The 15,235-nt window shown below is 73.2% G+C and carries 11 protein-coding genes; 7 read left to right on the top strand and 4 right to left on the bottom strand.

Features of this window, described 5'->3' with window-relative positions; all coding sequences use genetic code 11:
- The first annotated feature begins 128 nt into the window (after window positions 1-128).
- On the top strand, window positions 129-4,121 hold the full coding sequence (locus ACIBTX_RS21105) for a CHAT domain-containing protein (RefSeq protein ID WP_396832872.1): 3,993 nt from the start codon (window positions 129-131) through the stop codon (window positions 4,119-4,121).
- A gap of 21 nt (window positions 4,122-4,142) precedes the next feature.
- On the opposite strand, the gene ACIBTX_RS21100 is transcribed toward ACIBTX_RS21105, so the two are convergent.
- Both ACIBTX_RS21100 and ACIBTX_RS21095 read right to left on the bottom strand, forming a co-directional pair.
- Window positions 4,143-4,601 (bottom strand): hypothetical protein, encoded by a 459-nt coding sequence (locus ACIBTX_RS21100; protein WP_355049531.1) that lies wholly within the window; start codon window positions 4,599-4,601, stop codon window positions 4,143-4,145.
- Window positions 4,598-4,912 (bottom strand): hypothetical protein, encoded by a 315-nt coding sequence (locus tag ACIBTX_RS21095; RefSeq protein WP_357127151.1) that lies wholly within the window; start codon window positions 4,910-4,912, stop codon window positions 4,598-4,600. Before ACIBTX_RS21095 ends, ACIBTX_RS21100 begins: the two co-directional genes overlap by 4 nt.
- Before the next feature lie 227 nt (window positions 4,913-5,139).
- Here ACIBTX_RS21095 and ACIBTX_RS21090 point away from each other — a divergent pair, with 227 nt between their 5' ends.
- From ACIBTX_RS21090 to ACIBTX_RS21080, 3 genes are all read left to right on the top strand, one after another.
- Window positions 5,140-5,505 carry a YciI family protein gene (locus ACIBTX_RS21090; protein ID WP_355049533.1) on the top strand — a complete coding sequence of 122 codons (366 nt, stop codon included), beginning with the start codon at window positions 5,140-5,142 and terminating at the stop codon, window positions 5,503-5,505.
- Window positions 5,506-5,874: 369 nt separating this feature from the next.
- Entirely contained in the window at window positions 5,875-7,323 is a 1,449-nt protein-coding gene (pyk, locus tag ACIBTX_RS21085) for a pyruvate kinase (protein ID WP_355049534.1), read from the top strand.
- Window positions 7,320-8,204, top strand: a complete 885-nt coding sequence (locus ACIBTX_RS21080) for an acyl-CoA thioesterase II (protein ID WP_357170780.1) — start codon at window positions 7,320-7,322, stop codon at window positions 8,202-8,204. The genes pyk and ACIBTX_RS21080 overlap by 4 nt, the downstream gene beginning before the upstream one ends.
- A 9-nt stretch (window positions 8,205-8,213) precedes the next feature.
- On the opposite strand, the gene ACIBTX_RS21075 is transcribed toward ACIBTX_RS21080, so the two are convergent.
- Window positions 8,214-8,876, bottom strand: coding sequence for a YceI family protein (locus ACIBTX_RS21075; RefSeq protein ID WP_396832871.1), 663 nt, complete (start codon window positions 8,874-8,876; stop codon window positions 8,214-8,216).
- A 223-nt stretch (window positions 8,877-9,099) separates the two neighbouring features.
- Between ACIBTX_RS21075 and ACIBTX_RS21070 the strand changes: the two genes are divergently transcribed.
- Window positions 9,100-9,564: an Rrf2 family transcriptional regulator gene (locus tag ACIBTX_RS21070; protein ID WP_030334362.1), complete on the top strand. Its 465-nt coding sequence runs from the start codon at window positions 9,100-9,102 to the stop codon at window positions 9,562-9,564.
- A gap of 132 nt (window positions 9,565-9,696) precedes the next feature.
- Window positions 9,697-10,707 (top strand): sulfite exporter TauE/SafE family protein, encoded by a 1,011-nt coding sequence (locus ACIBTX_RS21065; protein WP_357127161.1) that lies wholly within the window; start codon window positions 9,697-9,699, stop codon window positions 10,705-10,707.
- Between the two features lie 351 nt (window positions 10,708-11,058).
- Here the strand turns inward: ACIBTX_RS21065 and ACIBTX_RS21060 are convergent, their stop codons facing one another.
- Window positions 11,059-12,498, bottom strand: coding sequence for a pyridoxal-dependent decarboxylase (locus tag ACIBTX_RS21060; RefSeq protein WP_357392792.1), 1,440 nt, complete (start codon window positions 12,496-12,498; stop codon window positions 11,059-11,061).
- Between the two features lie 239 nt (window positions 12,499-12,737).
- Between ACIBTX_RS21060 and ACIBTX_RS21055 the strand changes: the two genes are divergently transcribed.
- Window positions 12,738-15,038 carry a cellulose binding domain-containing protein gene (locus tag ACIBTX_RS21055; RefSeq protein WP_363660742.1) on the top strand — a complete coding sequence of 767 codons (2,301 nt, stop codon included), beginning with the start codon at window positions 12,738-12,740 and terminating at the stop codon, window positions 15,036-15,038.
- The last annotated feature ends 197 nt before the right edge of the window (window positions 15,039-15,235 follow it).

The raw sequence follows: 15,235 nt of genomic DNA, 5'->3' as shown, positions 1-15,235 counted from the left end.
CCCCGGGATCCGTCCACCATGCCGCGGCCCGCCCAATTGTGTGCCGGGACACGATGACGGCTAGCGCGCTCCGTGTCCGGTCTGCTACGCCTGATCCGAGTCGGCGCGGCCGGCGCGGGGGAGGCGCGATGTGGCGACGGTTCAGACCCGACCCGATCGGGCGGCTACGGGAGCGGCTGGAACGTTTCGGGGCCACCGGCGATCGACGGGCGGTCCTCGACTCCGGCGCGATCCGCGACGCGGAGGCCGTCGCCGACCTGGTGACCGCGACGTCCCCGGACGGGCCGCTGCCCGAGTGGGTCGCCGAGGGTATGTCCCTCCTGGCCGGCCTGCACTGGTACCGCTATCAGCTACTGCCGTCGGGTGAGGACGCCGACGACCTCGACCAGGCGTTGCGGCTCACCGAGTTTCTGCTGCGCTTCGCGCCGGAACGGGTGCCGCCGCCGCTGCTGGAGCTGCTGCGCTCCCGGCCCGCTCCCGCTGAGGCGGCGGGTCGGCCGCCGCGCCCCCGGCCCGCCCGAGTGGACACCACCGCCCGCGACGCGACGGCGAGTTCCCGGTACGTCGAGGCCGTCCTCCTGATGGCCGCCGCCGAGACCAGCCGCGACTACCGGGCGGCTGATCAGGCCGAGGTGCTGCTGCGGCAGGCGCTGGCCGGTACGCCGGCAGGTGCGCCCGAGCGCCTGCACTACCTGTCCGCCCTCGGCAGGGTCCACCGCGACCAGTTCCAGCATCTCGGCCGGCGGCGGGCCCTGGCGGGGGCCGTCGAGGCGCACCGGGAGAGCCTGGAGGCGACCGGCGTCGGCGACCCGGAACGTCCCGTACGGCTGTTCAACCTCGGCAACGTCCTGGGCGACACGTACGACGTCGACCACGACCCCGCCGCGCTGGACGAGACGATCACCGCGCTGCGGGACGCGGTCCGGGTCGCCGCGCCGGGCACACCGGTGCGCACGATGGCGCGGATGAACCTCGGCCAACGGCTGCGCGACCGGTGGCGGCTGCACCGGCGACCGGGTGACCTCGACGAGGCCGTCGACGCCTTCGCCGCCGCCCGGGACAGCGCCGACCCCCGGGTCGCCGCGTTGCACGGCGCCGCGCTCGCCGAGCGGTTCGCGCGCGACCGGATGCCCGCCGACCGGGACACCGCCATCGAGGCCTACCGGTCGGCGTTGACCGGGTTCGGTGGCCTCGCCCCGGATCTCGCCGGCACCGCCCAGTTCGGCCTCGCCACCCTGCTCGCCGAGCGGCACCACACCACCGCCGCCCCGGCCGACCTCGACGCGGCGATCGACGCGTACCGGGCCGCCACCGCGTCCGGGTCGACGCCCGACGGGACGGACGGCGACGACCTGCGGCACGTCGCGGGCGGTCTGCTGGTGACCCGGTACGAGCGGCGCCGACGCGCCGACGACATCACCGAGGCGGTACGGGTGCTGCGCGCCACCGTGGGCGCCGCCCGGGACCCCGTCCAGCGGGCGCGTCGGCTCGCCGATCTCGGCCACGCGCTCGCCCTGGGCCACGCCGACCTCGGCGGGGTGAGCGCGCTGCGCGCCGGCCGCGACGCGCTGACCGAGGCGGAACGGCTGCTGCCCCGCGCCGACCCGCTGCGCCCCCACGTGCTCAACAACCTCGGCAACACCCTGCGCGAACTCTCCGACCTGGCCGGCGAGCCAACGCTGCTGGAACCGGCTGCGGTCGCGCTGCGATCGGCCGTGGCCGCCGCCGATTCGGACACCGCGTCGCTGCCCCGGTACCGCTCGAACCTGGGCCTCGTGCTGCAGGCGCTCTTCGCCTCGACGCAGGACCTGGCGACCCTGACCGAGGCGATCGAGGTGCTGGCGCGGGTGGTCGAATCGACGCCACCCGGGCATCCGGACCGTCTGCCGGCGCTGACCAACTACGGCTCCGCCCTGAACCGTCGGGTCGAACTCTTCTTCGACGGCGCGCTGCCCGCGAGCGGCGGGCCCACGGACGGGGTCGCGACCGGTATCGCCCAGGACTCCGACACCGCCGTGGGCGCGCTGCGCGAGGCCGTTGAGCTGGCCGAACAGGAGGCCGACCCCACCGAGTACGCCCAGACGGTCGCCACCCACGCGCTGGCCCACCTGCTGCGGCATCGCCTCAACGGTGACCTGCCGGCACTGGACGAGGCGGTTCGGCTGCTCGATCGGCTGAGCCGACGGCCGTCGGCCGGCGGGGACCGGCACCGGATCCTCACGAACCTCGGCAACGCTCTCCTGCTGCGCCACCAGGCCGGCCGCGCCGACGCCGACGCCAGCGCCATGCTGACCGCCTACCGGGAGGCGGTCGACGAGCTGACCCCCGAGCATCCCGGCCGCGCCATGTGCCTGAGCAACCTGGCCACCGCCCTGGAGCGGGTCGCCGAGACCGGCGCGGGTGACTCCGGCGCGCTGGTCGAGGCGACCGCCGCGCTGCGCGCCGCCGCCCACGTCGAGTCCGCGCCGTCGCTGCTGCGGGCGACAGCCGCCGGCCGGTACGCGGCACACGCCGCCCAGGCGGGCGACCTGCCGGCCGCGCTCGACGGGTACACCACCGCCATCGAGCTGATCGACCTGGTGGCCTGGCACGGCATGGACCCCGACGACCAGACCCGCCTGCTCGGACGCTTCCCCGGCCTGGCCAGCGACGCGGCGGCGGTCGCCATCGCCCTGGACCGCCCGGAGCGCGCGGTCGAGCTGCTCGAATACGGCCGGGGAGTCCTGCTCACCCGCGCCCACGACGCGGGCGCGGACCTGGCCGCGCTCCGCGCGCGGGCGCCCCGCCTCGCCAACCGCTTCGCCGACCTCCAAGCCGCCCTCGACGGCTTCGGGTCGCGGCCGCCGGGCCAGGTGGTGTCGCCGGACGGGTGGGAACGTGGCGGGTCGGTCGCCGCGACCGGAACGACGCCGGAGCTCCGGTACGACCTCGCCACCCGCCGCCGCCACCTGCTGGCCGAGATCCGCGACCGGCCCGGCTTCGCCGACTTCCTCCGCCCGCCGCCCATCGACGATCTGGCCCGGGCCGCCGCGAACGGACCGGTGGTGCTGGTGAACGTCGCCGACCGGCGCTGCGACGCGCTGGTCGTCGCCGACGGCCGGGTCACCGTCGTGCCCCTGCCGGAGCTGACCCTGGCCGAGCTGATCGTGCGTACGGCGAGCTTCCTGGGCGCGATCGCGGTGCTCACCGGGCCCTCGGCGGCGGACGTCACCCCGCCGCAGGTACAACGTCGGCACGCGGCGGCCCGCGCCGAGGTCGCCCAGACCCTGGACTGGCTGTGGCGCGTCATCGCCGTACCCGTCCTGGAGGTGGCCCTGCCCACCCCGCCGGCCGCCGACGCCGAGCCGGCGGACGGTGGCTGGCCCCGGCTGTGGTGGTGCCCCACGGGCGTGCTCACCCTCCTACCACTGCACGCGGCCGGCCCGGCCGACGGCGGCGACGGGCTGCTCGACCGGGTGGTGCCGTCCTACACGGCCTCGCTACGGGCGCTGACGCACGCCCGCCGGGCCGGACCGACAGCTCCCGGACCGGTCGACGCGGCGCTCTTCGTCGGCATGCCACAGACGCCCGGCCTGGCCGACCTGCCCGGCGTGGCGCGCGAGGAGGAGATCGTCCGACGGCGCCTCGGCCGGGTGCGTTCGCTCATCGGCCCGGCGGCCGGCCCGGCGACGGTGCTCGACGCCCTGCCCGAGCAGCCCGTCGCGCACCTGTCCTGCCACGGTACGCAGGACCTGCGCTTCCCGACCCGGGGACGCCTCGAGCTGGCGGGCGGCGCGCTCAGCGTCCGCGACCTGTGGCGGCCGGCGGGGCGGCCGGCCGCGCTGGCCGTCCTCTCCGCCTGCGAGACGGTACGTGGCGGGGCGGCCCTGCCGGACGAGGCGCTCACCCTCGGCACGGCCTTTCAACTGGCCGGCTTCCGGCACGTCATCGGCGCGTTGTGGTCCATCTCGGACGCGCTGACGGTGCGGCTCTGCGTCGACCTGTACGACGGGTTGGCGGTCAGCGGAGGGATCGCTCCGGACCGCGCGGCGGTGGCCCTGCACGCCGCCGTCCGCCGCCTGCGCGCCGCCCTACCCGACCATCCGGAAACCTGGGCCGGCTACGCGCACCTGGGCCCCTGAGCGCCGCTCAGCCTAGGAGGATCAGCGGCCGGGGGCGTACCAGGTCACGCCGACGGCGGCGACCAGCAGCGTGGTGCACAGCAGCACCAGCCCCACCCCGATGCGCAGGGACCGGACCGCCGCCATCGCCTCCCGGTGATCGCCCAGCGGGGCCGGCGGGAGAGCCGCCACCGGGGTCACCGTCAGCGGCCCGTGTGCCGCGCGGAGCAGCGCGAGCGCTCCGGCCACGCCCGCGGCCAGCGCGGCGAGCAGCAGCAACCCGACCAGCGCGCCCCAACCCGCGGCGAGGGTGGTCACGTCGGAGCGGCCCCGGATCAGGCTGAACCCGACCAGCGCCACCAGCAGGCCACCCAGGCCGTTGCGCCAGGCCAGCGCCGCCGCGCGTACCCGCTCCAGCTCGCCGCGCAGCAGTCCGGCGAGCTGCTGCGCGCCGCGTAGGTCGGCCACGGTCGCGGGCGGGCCGGGACGGAGACGGATCACGCCTCGACCTCCAGCCACAGCGTCCAGTACGCCCCGCAGCCCCGCAGCCCGGCGGGGCACCCCGGGTGCTCGGCCTCGCACTCGCACAGCAGCGTCCGGTAGCCCGGGTCGGAGGTCGCCGCGTCCTTGCGGTAGATCGCGTCGACGAGCGTGGTGGCGCTCGCGTGGCCGCACCGGGGACAGCGCCCGCTGAGCACCACCGCGAACTCGAACTCCTGGGCCCGGAAGTCCGCCGCGGCCCGCGTGGCGTACGCCTCGTCGGTCACCTCGGCGTACGACAGAGGGCTCGACGTCGGCCCGTCGTCACTCATCCCGACCTCCCGCCACCGACATCTGGACCGTCCACCGTAGCCGGTGACCACACCGGGTGCGCCCACGTGCCCGTGTCCGGATGCCGTCCGTCCCGGTGACCGACCCGGGGGAGTTGCGCGGAGCGGCGGGTACCGCCCCTTTCGGCGTGCGAGGCTGGGCGCGTGCCGGTGACGCCGGCTCGGGCGTCGGCGTCGGACCGGGCCGGCGCGACGGCGGAGGGAGGGCCATGCCGCAGGTGCCGCAGGTCGACTTCGCGCTCGACACGTACGAGTGCATCGTGATCTATCCCGGAGCGGCCGGACGGGCCCTGCCCCCGGAGACCGTGCAGCGGTTGCAGGCCGAGCACGCCGAGCACATGCGGGCGCTACAGCGCAGCGGGATCATCCTGGTCTCCGGCTCGGTGGACGGTCCGGCCCGTACGCCGGAGCCGCCGATCGGCTTCGGGCTGGCCCGCACCGGCAGCGTCGAGGACGTGCGCAGCGTGTTGGAGGCCGATCCGGCGGTGCAGGCCGGCCTCTACCGGGTGGACGTGTTGACCTTCCTCTGCCCGGCCGGCTCGCTGGAGTTTCCGCTGGTCAAGGCCGGTAACTGACCGTCGATCCGGAGACGGGTGTCAGGCCGCTGACGGCGTCGTGGCCGGCGCCGGTGTTACCGTCGCGCGTACGGCGTGGGCCGGCCGTCCCCGGCCGTCCAGGCGGCGCACGAGCCGCGTGACCTGCTCACCGCCGTGCCCGCTCGGCCCGTCCCGGGGGCGTCGCAGAGGGCCGTCGCCGGGAGCGGCCCGACACCGGCTCCGCGCGGAGGCGTACGATTCCCGGCGCGCGGTCGCCGTTGCCCGTCGCCACAACGTTCCGGTGCGCTTGCGCCCGCCGGCCCGACGCGTGCCACGCGTCGTTGGACACCTGTTCCACTGCCTGCAAGGGGTCGGCCCCGAGTCCGACCTGAAGGAGAGACTAGCCTGATGGGCGTGACACGCCGCGCGAAGATCGTCTGCACTCTTGGACCCGCCACCTCGTCCCCGGAGCGCATCCGGGGTCTCGTCGAGGCCGGCATGAACGTGGCGAGGCTCAACTTCAGCCACGGCAGCCACGAGGACCACGAGGCCGTCTACCGGCTGGTCCGGGAGGCGTCCGAGGCCGCCGGCAAGCCGGTGGCGGTCCTCGCCGACCTGCAAGGCCCCAAGATCCGGCTCGGCAAGTTCGCCGACGGCCCGCACGAGTGGCGCACCGGTGACTCGGTCGTGATCACCGGCGACGACATCCTCGGCACCAAGGAGCGGGTCTCCTGCACCTACACCAAGCTGCCGCACGAGGTGAAGCCCGGCGACCGGCTGCTGATCGACGATGGTCGGGTCGCCGTCGAGGTCACCGACGTCACCGGCAACGACATCCGCTGCCTCGTCACCGAGGGCGGCCCGGTCTCCAACAACAAGGGCGTCTCGCTGCCGAACGTGGCGGTCAGCGTGCCCGCCATGTCGGACAAGGACGCCGAGGACCTGCGCTTCTCCCTGGGCCTCGGTGTCGACCTGGTGGCGCTCTCGTTCGTGCGCTCGGCCGAGGACATCAAGCTCGTGCACAACATCATGGCCGAGGAGGGCGTCTTCCGCCCGGTGCTCGCCAAGGTCGAGAAGCCGGAGGCCGTGGAGCACCTCGAGGCCATCGTGCTGGCCTTCGACGGCGTGATGGTCGCCCGTGGCGACCTCGGTGTCGAGATGCCGTTGGACGAGGTCCCGCTGGTGCAGAAGCGCGCCGTGCAGCTGTGCCGGGAGAACGCCAAGCCGGTCATCGTGGCCACCCAGATGCTCGACTCCATGATCGAGAACTCCCGCCCCACCCGGGCGGAGGCCTCGGACGTGGCCAACGCCGTGCTCGACGGCGCGGACGCGGTCATGCTCTCCGGCGAGACCAGCGTGGGCAAGTATCCGGTGCTCACCGTCAGCACCATGGCCAAGATCGTGACGACCACCGAGGCCGGTTCGATCGGCGTGCCGCGGTTGCAGCACGACCCGCGTACGCACGGCGGCGCGCTCACCGTGGCCGCCTCGTCGATCGCCCGGGCCATCAACGCCAAGGCGCTCGTCGCGTTCTCGCAGACCGGCGACACCGTGCGACGGCTGTCCCGCCTGCACTGCGACCTGCCGCTGCTGGCCTTCACGCCGGTCCCCGAGGTGCGCGACCAGCTCGCCCTCACCTGGGGCGTGGAGACCTTCCTGATGCCGTTCGTGCAGCACACCGACGACATGTTCCGTCAGGTCGACCAGGCGCTGCTCGGCCTCGACCGGGCCAACCCCGGTGACTACGTGGTGATCGTGGCGGGCAGCCCGCCCGGCACCCCCGGCTCGACGAACACGCTGCGCGTGCACCAGCTCGGCTCGCTGGTCGACGCGGCGTCGGCGCGGGCGCTGCAGTGAGCGATGGTCGGGTCGCGGTCGGCCAGGCGGCTGTCGACCAGCTGCTGGAGGTGCTGGACCTCGACCCGACCGGGGAGATGACCTTCCGGGGGATGAGCCCCCCGGTCGGTCCACAGCGGGTGTACGGCGGCCAGGTTGCCGGTCAGGCCCTGGTCGCCGCCGGCCGCACGGTGGATCCGGAGCGCTTCGTGCACTCGCTGCACGGCTACTTCGTCCGCCCCGGCGATCCGGCCGAGCCGATCGAGTACCAGGTGGAGAACATCCGCGACGGCCGGTCGTTCTCGGTGCGTCGCGCGGTCGCCCTCCAGCACGACAGGCCGATCTTCTTCATGTCGGCGTCCTTCCAGCGGGCCGAGGAGGGGTTGGACCACCAGGCCCCGGCCCCGCTGGACGTGCCGCCGCCGCAGGACGTGCCGACGATGTCCGACCGGCTCTCCCGCTACCCCGAGCGCCTGGGCATGTGGGGGCAGATCCCCCGCCCGATCGACGTGCGCTACGTGGGGGAGCCCGGCTGGGTCCGCCCCGGCGACCGACCGGCCGACCCGCACCAGCGGGTCTGGATGCGCATCGACGGCAAGTTGCCCGACGACCCGCTGCTGCACGCGTGCGCGCTCACCTACGCCTCCGACCTCACCCTGCTGGACTCGGTGCTCTCCGTGCACGGCGAGGTGTGGGGGCCGGGCGGCCTGGTCGGCGCGAGCCTGGACCACGCGCTGTGGTTCCACCGGCCGTTCCGTGCCGACGAGTGGTTCCTCTACGACTGCTGGAGCCCGTCGGCGTCCGGCGCGCGAGGGCTGGCGACCGGGCGGATGTTCACCACGGACGGCCGGCAGATCGCCAGCGCCGTCCAGGAGGGTCTGCTGCGCCGCGTCGGCGCCTGACCCGACCGGTCACGCCTGGTGGATGGCCTCACCGGCGATCTCGATCTGCACGGTCTTGCCGACGAGGACGCCGCCGCTCTCCAGGGCGACGTTCCAGAGCAGGCCGTAGTCCTCACGGTTGATCTCGGCGGTCGCGCTGAATCCGAAGATGTTCTGCCCGTACGGATCACGCCGCGCGCCGCCGAAATTCACCTGTAGGTCCACCGCACGGGTGATTCCCTTCACCGTCAACTCACCGGCGAGCACGAAACGATTGGGCTCGGACTGCGGCGGCGGATTGTGACTTCTGCCTCGTCCGCCGAGTCGGTGGTTGCGCAGGCGCGCCCAGTAGAAAATCGGGTCGTCGTTGCTCTGCCACGTGATGCCCGTGCTTCGATATTCGAGAGTGGGATAACGCTCCACGTCGAGGAAATCGGCGTTTTTCAGGTGAGTGTCCCGGTCGGCGCTGCCGGTGGAGATGCTCGCCGACGCGATCGTGGCGGTCACCCCGGAACGCAGCGGATCCTCCCCGACCGTGATCTCTGCGGTCGCCTCGGCGAACTCGCCGCGCACGGGGCTCACCATCATGTGACGGGACAGGAAACCGATCCGCTTGTGCGCCTGATCGAGGCGGTAGGTGCCGGCGATCGGGATGGTCATGCCATCCCAGGTGCGTGTGGCGACATCGGTCATCGTGTTGCCTTCCCCCGGGGTTAATCAACGTCCGGTCCGAACTCCATCAACCGGCCGGACAGGCGTACTACCCGCCCAGCATAGGGACGTTCGGAATCGGCCTTTCGGGCCCCACCGGTTAATGGATCAAGGTGCGCGGCGTAATTGGTTGTCGGTCGATGCGTGGCCGATCGGTTGAGGGTCGCCGGTACCGGCGGATGACCTGCGGGCTAACCTTGCCGGCATGCGTCTCTCCGCCCGGGTCGACTACGCCCTCCGCGCGGCCGCCGAGCTGGCCGCGACGGCCAGCGGCCCCGGGCGGGGCCGGCCGGTCACCGCCGACCAGATCGCCCGTGCGCAGGAGATCCCGCCGAAGTTCCTGGAGAGCATCCTGTTGCAGCTGCGCCGGGGTGGCATCGTGCACGCCCAGCGCGGTCCGGAGGGTGGCTACTGGCTGGCCCGCCCGGCCGAGGAGATCTCTCTCGCGGAGGTGATCCGGGTGATCGACGGGCCGCTCGCGCACGTGCGGGGGCAGCGCCCCGAACAGCTCGGCTACCACGGTCCGGCCCGCGCCCTCCAGGAGGTCTGGATCGCGCTGCGCGCCAGCGAGCGCGAGATCCTGGAACTGGTCAGCGTCGCCGACGTGGCCGCGGGGGCGCTGCCCGCGCGGGTCACCGAGCTGGCCGCCGACCCGCGCGCCTGGATCTGACGCCTCCCCGGGCGGACGCCTCGACGCCGACCTGCGGGCGTCCCATCCACCGATCAGACACTTGACCCCGGCTCTGCCGTGCCGCATTGTCGACCAAGTCGATAGGAGATACCGAAAAGTCAGGGGGCGCTCGTGCGCAAGCTACTGGTCCTCGCTCTGGTCGGGCTCGTCGCGCAGTTGATCGATGGTTCACTCGGCATGGCGTACGGGTTGACCTCGTCCACCCTGCTGCTGGTAGTCGGGGTCGCGCCCGCCGCCGCCTCGGCGTCGGTGCACCTGGCCGAGATCGGCACCACGCTCGCGGCCGGGATCGCGCACTGGCGGTTCGGCAACGTCGACTGGCGGGTGGTCACCCGCATCGCCCTGCCCGGCGCGATCGGCGCGTTCGCCGGGGCCACCCTGCTCAGCTCGATCTCCACCGAGTCGGCCGCGCCGTGGATGGCCGCCATCCTCTTCACCCTGGGCGCGTACCTGCTGGTGCGCTTCGCCCGACCGCTGCGTACCGGTCGGGTCGGCGGACGGCTGCGCGGACGCTTCCTCGGCCCGCTGGGCCTGGTCGCCGGCTTCGTCGACGCGACCGGCGGCGGCGGGTGGGGCCCGGTCGCCACCCCGGCGCTGCTGGTCTCCGGTCGCCTGGAGCCCCGCAAGGTGATCGGCTCGGTCGACACCGCCGAGTTCGTGGTCGCCGGAGCCGCCAGCGTCGGTTTCCTGATCGGGCTGGGAACGGAGGGCTTCCTCCTCCCCACCGTCGTCGCCCTGCTGATCGGCGGGTTGGTCGCCGCCCCGCTGGCCGCCTGGCTGGTGCGTATCGTGCCCGCCCAACTGCTGGGCGCGGCGGTCGGTGGCGTCATCGTGCTGACCAACGCCCGCACCCTGATCCGGTCGGCCGAGCTGGGCGGCCCGCTCCGCCCCACCCTCTACGTCCTGCTGGCCGCCGGATGGCTGACCGCGCTGCTCTTCGCCGTACGCGCCCTGCGCCGCACCCGTCGAGCCCGCGCCACCGCTGCCACCGCCACCGAGACGGCCACGGCAGCCGGCGCTGTCTTGCCGGTGCTTCCTGAGTCGGTCTCTGTCATCACCGGCGCTGCCGACGGCAGCGCACCGGCCGATCTCAGCGTGGCGGGCACCCCGGGAGGGCGCTGACTCGCGCGGCGGCTTCCGGTGACGTCGGTCGACTTGGTGCTCTCCCGTCGTTGTTCGCGGCGGAGTGCCTACCCCCTGTGAGCGTGATGCCTGTGAGTCATCTTGATGACTCACAGGCATCACGCTCATTTGGGTCCTCGCCCCGCAGGCGGCGCTGCCGCCGGCCATCAGCCCTGCCGGCGGGCTGCCGGGACGCGGCTCCTCTGCCGCCGTCGCGGCGGGAGGTCGACTGCGGATCGGTGATGTGGCGGTGTCTGCAGGCGGCGACGCCGCGACGTCGGCGATCTGGCGGGGTCTCCGCGTCGCGATGCCGCCACATCGGCGACCTGGCGGGCGGTAGCGTCCGGGCCGTCAGCGCGTCAGCAGCTTGTCCGCTGCCTCGGCGAGCAGCGCCCACGTCTCGTCGATGTGCGCCGCGGTGGTCTGCGGTGAGCCGACGGCCAGCCGCAGCGTGTACCGGCTGGCCACCCGGGTGTGGGTCAGATGTGCCCGCCCGCTGGCGTTCACCCGGGCCAGCAGCTCGGCGTTCGTGCCGTCGTCGGCCCGCAGCCGGAAGCAGACCAGCGAGAACGGGTGCGCCGCGGCCAGCTCGAACCGGTCGTCGGCGCGCAGGTGATCGGCGAACCGGGCGGCCAGGGCCACGCCCGAGCGGATGTGCGCCCGCAGCCCCTCGACGCCGTACCAGCGCAACACGAACCAGAGCTTCAGGGCCCGGAAACGGCGACCCAGCGGCACCTGCCAGTCCCGGTAGTCGAGCACCGCGCCCGAATCTGAGGCGGCGTTGCGCAGGAACTCGGGGAGCACGGTCAGCGCCTCGACCAGTTCTCGGCGGTCGGCCACCCAGAACGCGTCGCAGTCGAAGCCGGTGAGCAGCCACTTGTGCGGGTCGAAGCAGTAGGAGTCGGCGTACTCCAGGCCGGTGTGCGACCAGCGCAGTTCGGGGCAGACGGCGGCGGAGCCCGCGTACGCCGCGTCGACGTGCAGCCAGATGCCGTACTCGGCGCAGATCGCTCCGATCTCCGCCACCGGGTCGATGGCGGTGGTGGAGGTCGTGCCGATGGTCGCGACCACGATGGCGGGTACGTCCCCGACGGCCAGATCCGCCTCGATCGCCGCGCGCAGCGCGTCCGGGCGCAGCGCCTGGGTGTCCGGGTCGACGTCGATCGACCGGATGCCGTCCGCGCCCAGTCCGGCGATCCGCGCGGCCTTCTCGATCGAGGAGTGCCCGTGCACCGACGTGTACGCGCGGTAGCGCCGGTCGATGCCGGTCGCGCGCCAACGACCCCCGCTGGCGCGGTGCAGCGCGGCGAGGGTGGCCACCAGTGTCGCCGAGGACGCCGAGTCCTGGATGACGCCGCCACCGGGCCCGGTGGAGGAGAAGCGCGGCGGCAGGTCGAGCAGCTCGGCCAGCCAGTCCATCATGACCGTCTCGAGTTCGGTGCAGGCCGGGCTCGTCGCCCACATCATGCCCTGCACGCCGAGCCCGGAGCTGACCAGGTCACCGAGCAGGCTCGGACCGGAGGTGTTCGCCGGAAAATAGCCGTAGAAGCCGGGGTGCTGCCAGTGCGTCAGCCCGGGCAGGACGATGGTGTCCAGGTCGGCGAGGAGCGCTTCGACCGGTTCGCCGCCGGTGGTGGGCGGCGAGCCCGGTAGGGCCTTCGCCACCGTGCCCGGCGGGTCGGCGGAGGTGACCGGTCGTTGGTGCAGCGTCGTCCAGTAGTCGGCGATCCAGTCGACGACGGCGTGGCCGGCGCGGCGGAACTCGTCCGGGTCCATGTGCGGGGCGCTCATCCGGTCGAGTCGATCAGGCGGTGTGGGGCGGGGTCAAGAGCCGTACGGGGTGACGGTCGTCGATATTGCGGACCGGAAAGCGCTTGCCCTACGATGCGGCTGAGCCGGATCCGAGTTCCAGGGCGTCAACCCCGACCAGATCGCCGTTCCGTCGCCGCCGCGGCGGACCGTCCACCGTGCTTCCCGGGCAGGGCAGGTGGGCCAACAGCGGTCACCACCGGATCCCCCGGAGGCAGTTCATGCACCCGTCAAGACAACGGCTGACCCTGCTCGCCGCCTCGACGGCGGCAGTCGTCGTGGCCGGCACCGTCGGCACGGTCGTCGCCTCGGCCGCCGCCGTCGGCTGCCGCGTCGACTACCAGGTCACCAACCAGTGGCAGGGCGGCTTCGGCGCCAACGTCACCATCACCAACCTCGGCGAGGAGATCAACGGCTGGACCCTCGCCTGGTCCTACGCCGCCGGCCAGCAGGTCTCCCAGGCGTGGAACGCCACCGTCAGCCAGTCCGGCGCGCAGGTGAGCGCGCGCAACGTCGACTACAACGGCGCGCTCGCCACCAACGGCACCGCCTCGTTCGGGTTCAACGCCTCCTGGACGAGCAGCAACCCGGCCCCGGCCAGCTTCACGCTCAACGGCGTCACCTGCACCGGAGCGCCCCCCACAGGCGACCCGACCACCCCGGCCCCGACCACGCCACCGCCGACCACCCCGCCGCCCACGACGCCACCGCCCACGACGCCCCCACCGACCACGCCCCCGCCGACCACGCCGCCACCCACCACGCCTCCGGCCGGGGCGAAACAGCTGGAGAACCTGGACCGAGGGTTGGTCAGCGTCCGCTCCGGCAACGGCAACCTGGTCTCCTGGCGTCTGCTCGGCACCGAGACCTCCGGCGTGTCGTTCAACCTCTACCGCGGCTCGACCAGGGTCAACGCCAACCCCATCACCGGCGCCACGAACTACCTCGACAGCGGCGCGGCGGCCGGCTCGACGTACACCGTGCGGGCCGTGGTGGGCGGCGTCGAGCAGGCGGCGTCCGCGCCGGCCCTGCAGTTCGCCAACGGCTACCTGGACGTGCCCCTGCAGGTGCCGGCGGGCGGCACCACCCCCAGCGGGGAGAGCTACACCTACAGCGCCAACGACGCCTCCGTCGGCGACCTCAACGGCGACGGCAGCTACGAGATCGTCCTCAAGTGGGACCCGTCGAACGCCAAGGACAACTCCCAGTCCGGCTACACCGGCAACGTCTACGTCGACGCGTACACCCTGACCGGTACCCGGTTGTGGCGCATCGACCTCGGCCGCAACATCCGGGCCGGCGCGCACTACACCCAGTTCCAGGTGTACGACTACGACGGCGACGGTCGCGCCGAGGTGGCCATGAAGACCGCCGACGGCACCCGCTCCGGCACCGGCCAGCTCATCGGCTCGTCGTCGGCGGACTACCGCAACTCCAGCGGTTACGTGCTGTCCGGCCCGGAGTACCTGACCATGTTCAACGGCCAGACCGGCGCGATCGCATCCACCGTCAACTACGACCCGCCGCGCGGCACCGTGTCGTCCTGGGGCGACTCGTACGGCAACCGGGTGGACCGGTTCCTCGCCGGCACCGCGTACCTGGACGGCCAGCGCCCCTCACTGATCATGGCGCGGGGCTACTACACCCGGGCGGTGATCGCGGCCTGGGACTTCCGCAACGGCTCGCTGACCAAGCGCTGGACGTTCGACTCGAACTCCTCCGGCAACGGCGCGGCGGCCGGCCAGGGCAACCACCAGCTCTCCGTGGCCGACGTCGACGGCGACGGCCGCCAGGAGATCGTCTACGGCGCCGCCACCATCGACGACAACGGGCGGCTGCTCTACTCGACGGGCAACGGGCACGGCGACGCCCTGCACGTCGGGGATCTCGACCCGGGCCGCGCCGGCCTGGAGGTGTTCAAGGTCGACGAGGACGGCAGCAAGCCCAGCTCGTGGTTCGCGGACGCCCGTACCGGTCAGATCTTGTGGTCGACGCCGGCCTCCGGCGACAACGGCCGGGGCGTCTCGGCGGACATCTGGGCCGGCAGCCCCGGCGCGGAGTCCTGGTCGGCGGCGGTCTCCGGCCTCGCCAACACCCGTGGGCAGAACATCGGCCGCAAGCCGTCGTCGACGAACTTCCTCGCCTGGTGGGACGGTGACCCCGTCCGGGAGTTGCTGGACGCCACGAGGATCGACAAGTACGGCGCCGGGGGCGAGACCCGACTGCTCGACGGCAGCGGGGTCGCGTCCAACAACGGCACCAAGTCCACGCCGTCGCTCTCCGGCGACATCCTGGGTGACTGGCGCGAGGAGGTGATCTGGCGGACCACCGACAGTCGGGCGTTGCGGATCTACAGCACACCCACTCCGACCAGCACCCGGATCTACACCCTGATGCACGACCCGCAGTACCGGGTGGCGATCGCGTGGCAGAACACCGCCTACAACCAGCCGCCGCACCCGGGGTTCTTCATCGGTGATCAGATGGCGGGCCCACCCACCCCGAACATCTACCTACGCTGATCTGACCCTGGCGGTACTGATCGAGTTCGCCTAAGGTGGCAGGCACCGGGCCGCAGCCGCGGAATCCGCACAGCTACAGCCCGGTGCTCCACACCGCGGCATCCCCGACCCGTCCCGACCGGGAATGCCGTACCACCACCGGCACCAACATTAGGCACCGTCCGGGTCGCGGGAGTGACGCTGACGTGAAGATCGTG

It is taken from the genome of Micromonospora sp. NPDC049359 (assembly GCF_044466585.1).
GTDB lineage: Bacteria > Actinomycetota > Actinomycetes > Mycobacteriales > Micromonosporaceae > Micromonospora.
This window is presented reverse-complemented; position numbering and strand designations above follow the sequence as displayed.

What these genes read in the sequence shown, in the direction of transcription:
- ACIBTX_RS21105 (WP_396832872.1), top strand. Translation starts at nt 129, where the DNA reads ATGTGGCGACGGTTCAGACCCGACCCGATCGGGCGGCTACGGGAGCGG.
- ACIBTX_RS21070 (WP_030334362.1), top strand. Translation starts at nt 9,100, where the DNA reads ATGCGTCTCTCCGCCCGGGTCGACTACGCCCTCCGCGCGGCCGCCGAG.
- ACIBTX_RS21090 (WP_355049533.1), top strand. Translation starts at nt 5,140, where the DNA reads ATGCCGCAGGTGCCGCAGGTCGACTTCGCGCTCGACACGTACGAGTGC.
- ACIBTX_RS21095 (WP_357127151.1), bottom strand. Translation starts at nt 4,912, where the DNA reads ATGAGTGACGACGGGCCGACGTCGAGCCCTCTGTCGTACGCCGAGGTG.
- ACIBTX_RS21075 (WP_396832871.1), bottom strand. Translation starts at nt 8,876, where the DNA reads ATGACCGATGTCGCCACACGCACCTGGGATGGCATGACCATCCCGATC.
- pyk (WP_355049534.1), top strand. Translation starts at nt 5,875, where the DNA reads ATGGGCGTGACACGCCGCGCGAAGATCGTCTGCACTCTTGGACCCGCC.
- ACIBTX_RS21055 (WP_363660742.1), top strand. Translation starts at nt 12,738, where the DNA reads ATGCACCCGTCAAGACAACGGCTGACCCTGCTCGCCGCCTCGACGGCG.
- ACIBTX_RS21060 (WP_357392792.1), bottom strand. Translation starts at nt 12,498, where the DNA reads ATGAGCGCCCCGCACATGGACCCGGACGAGTTCCGCCGCGCCGGCCAC.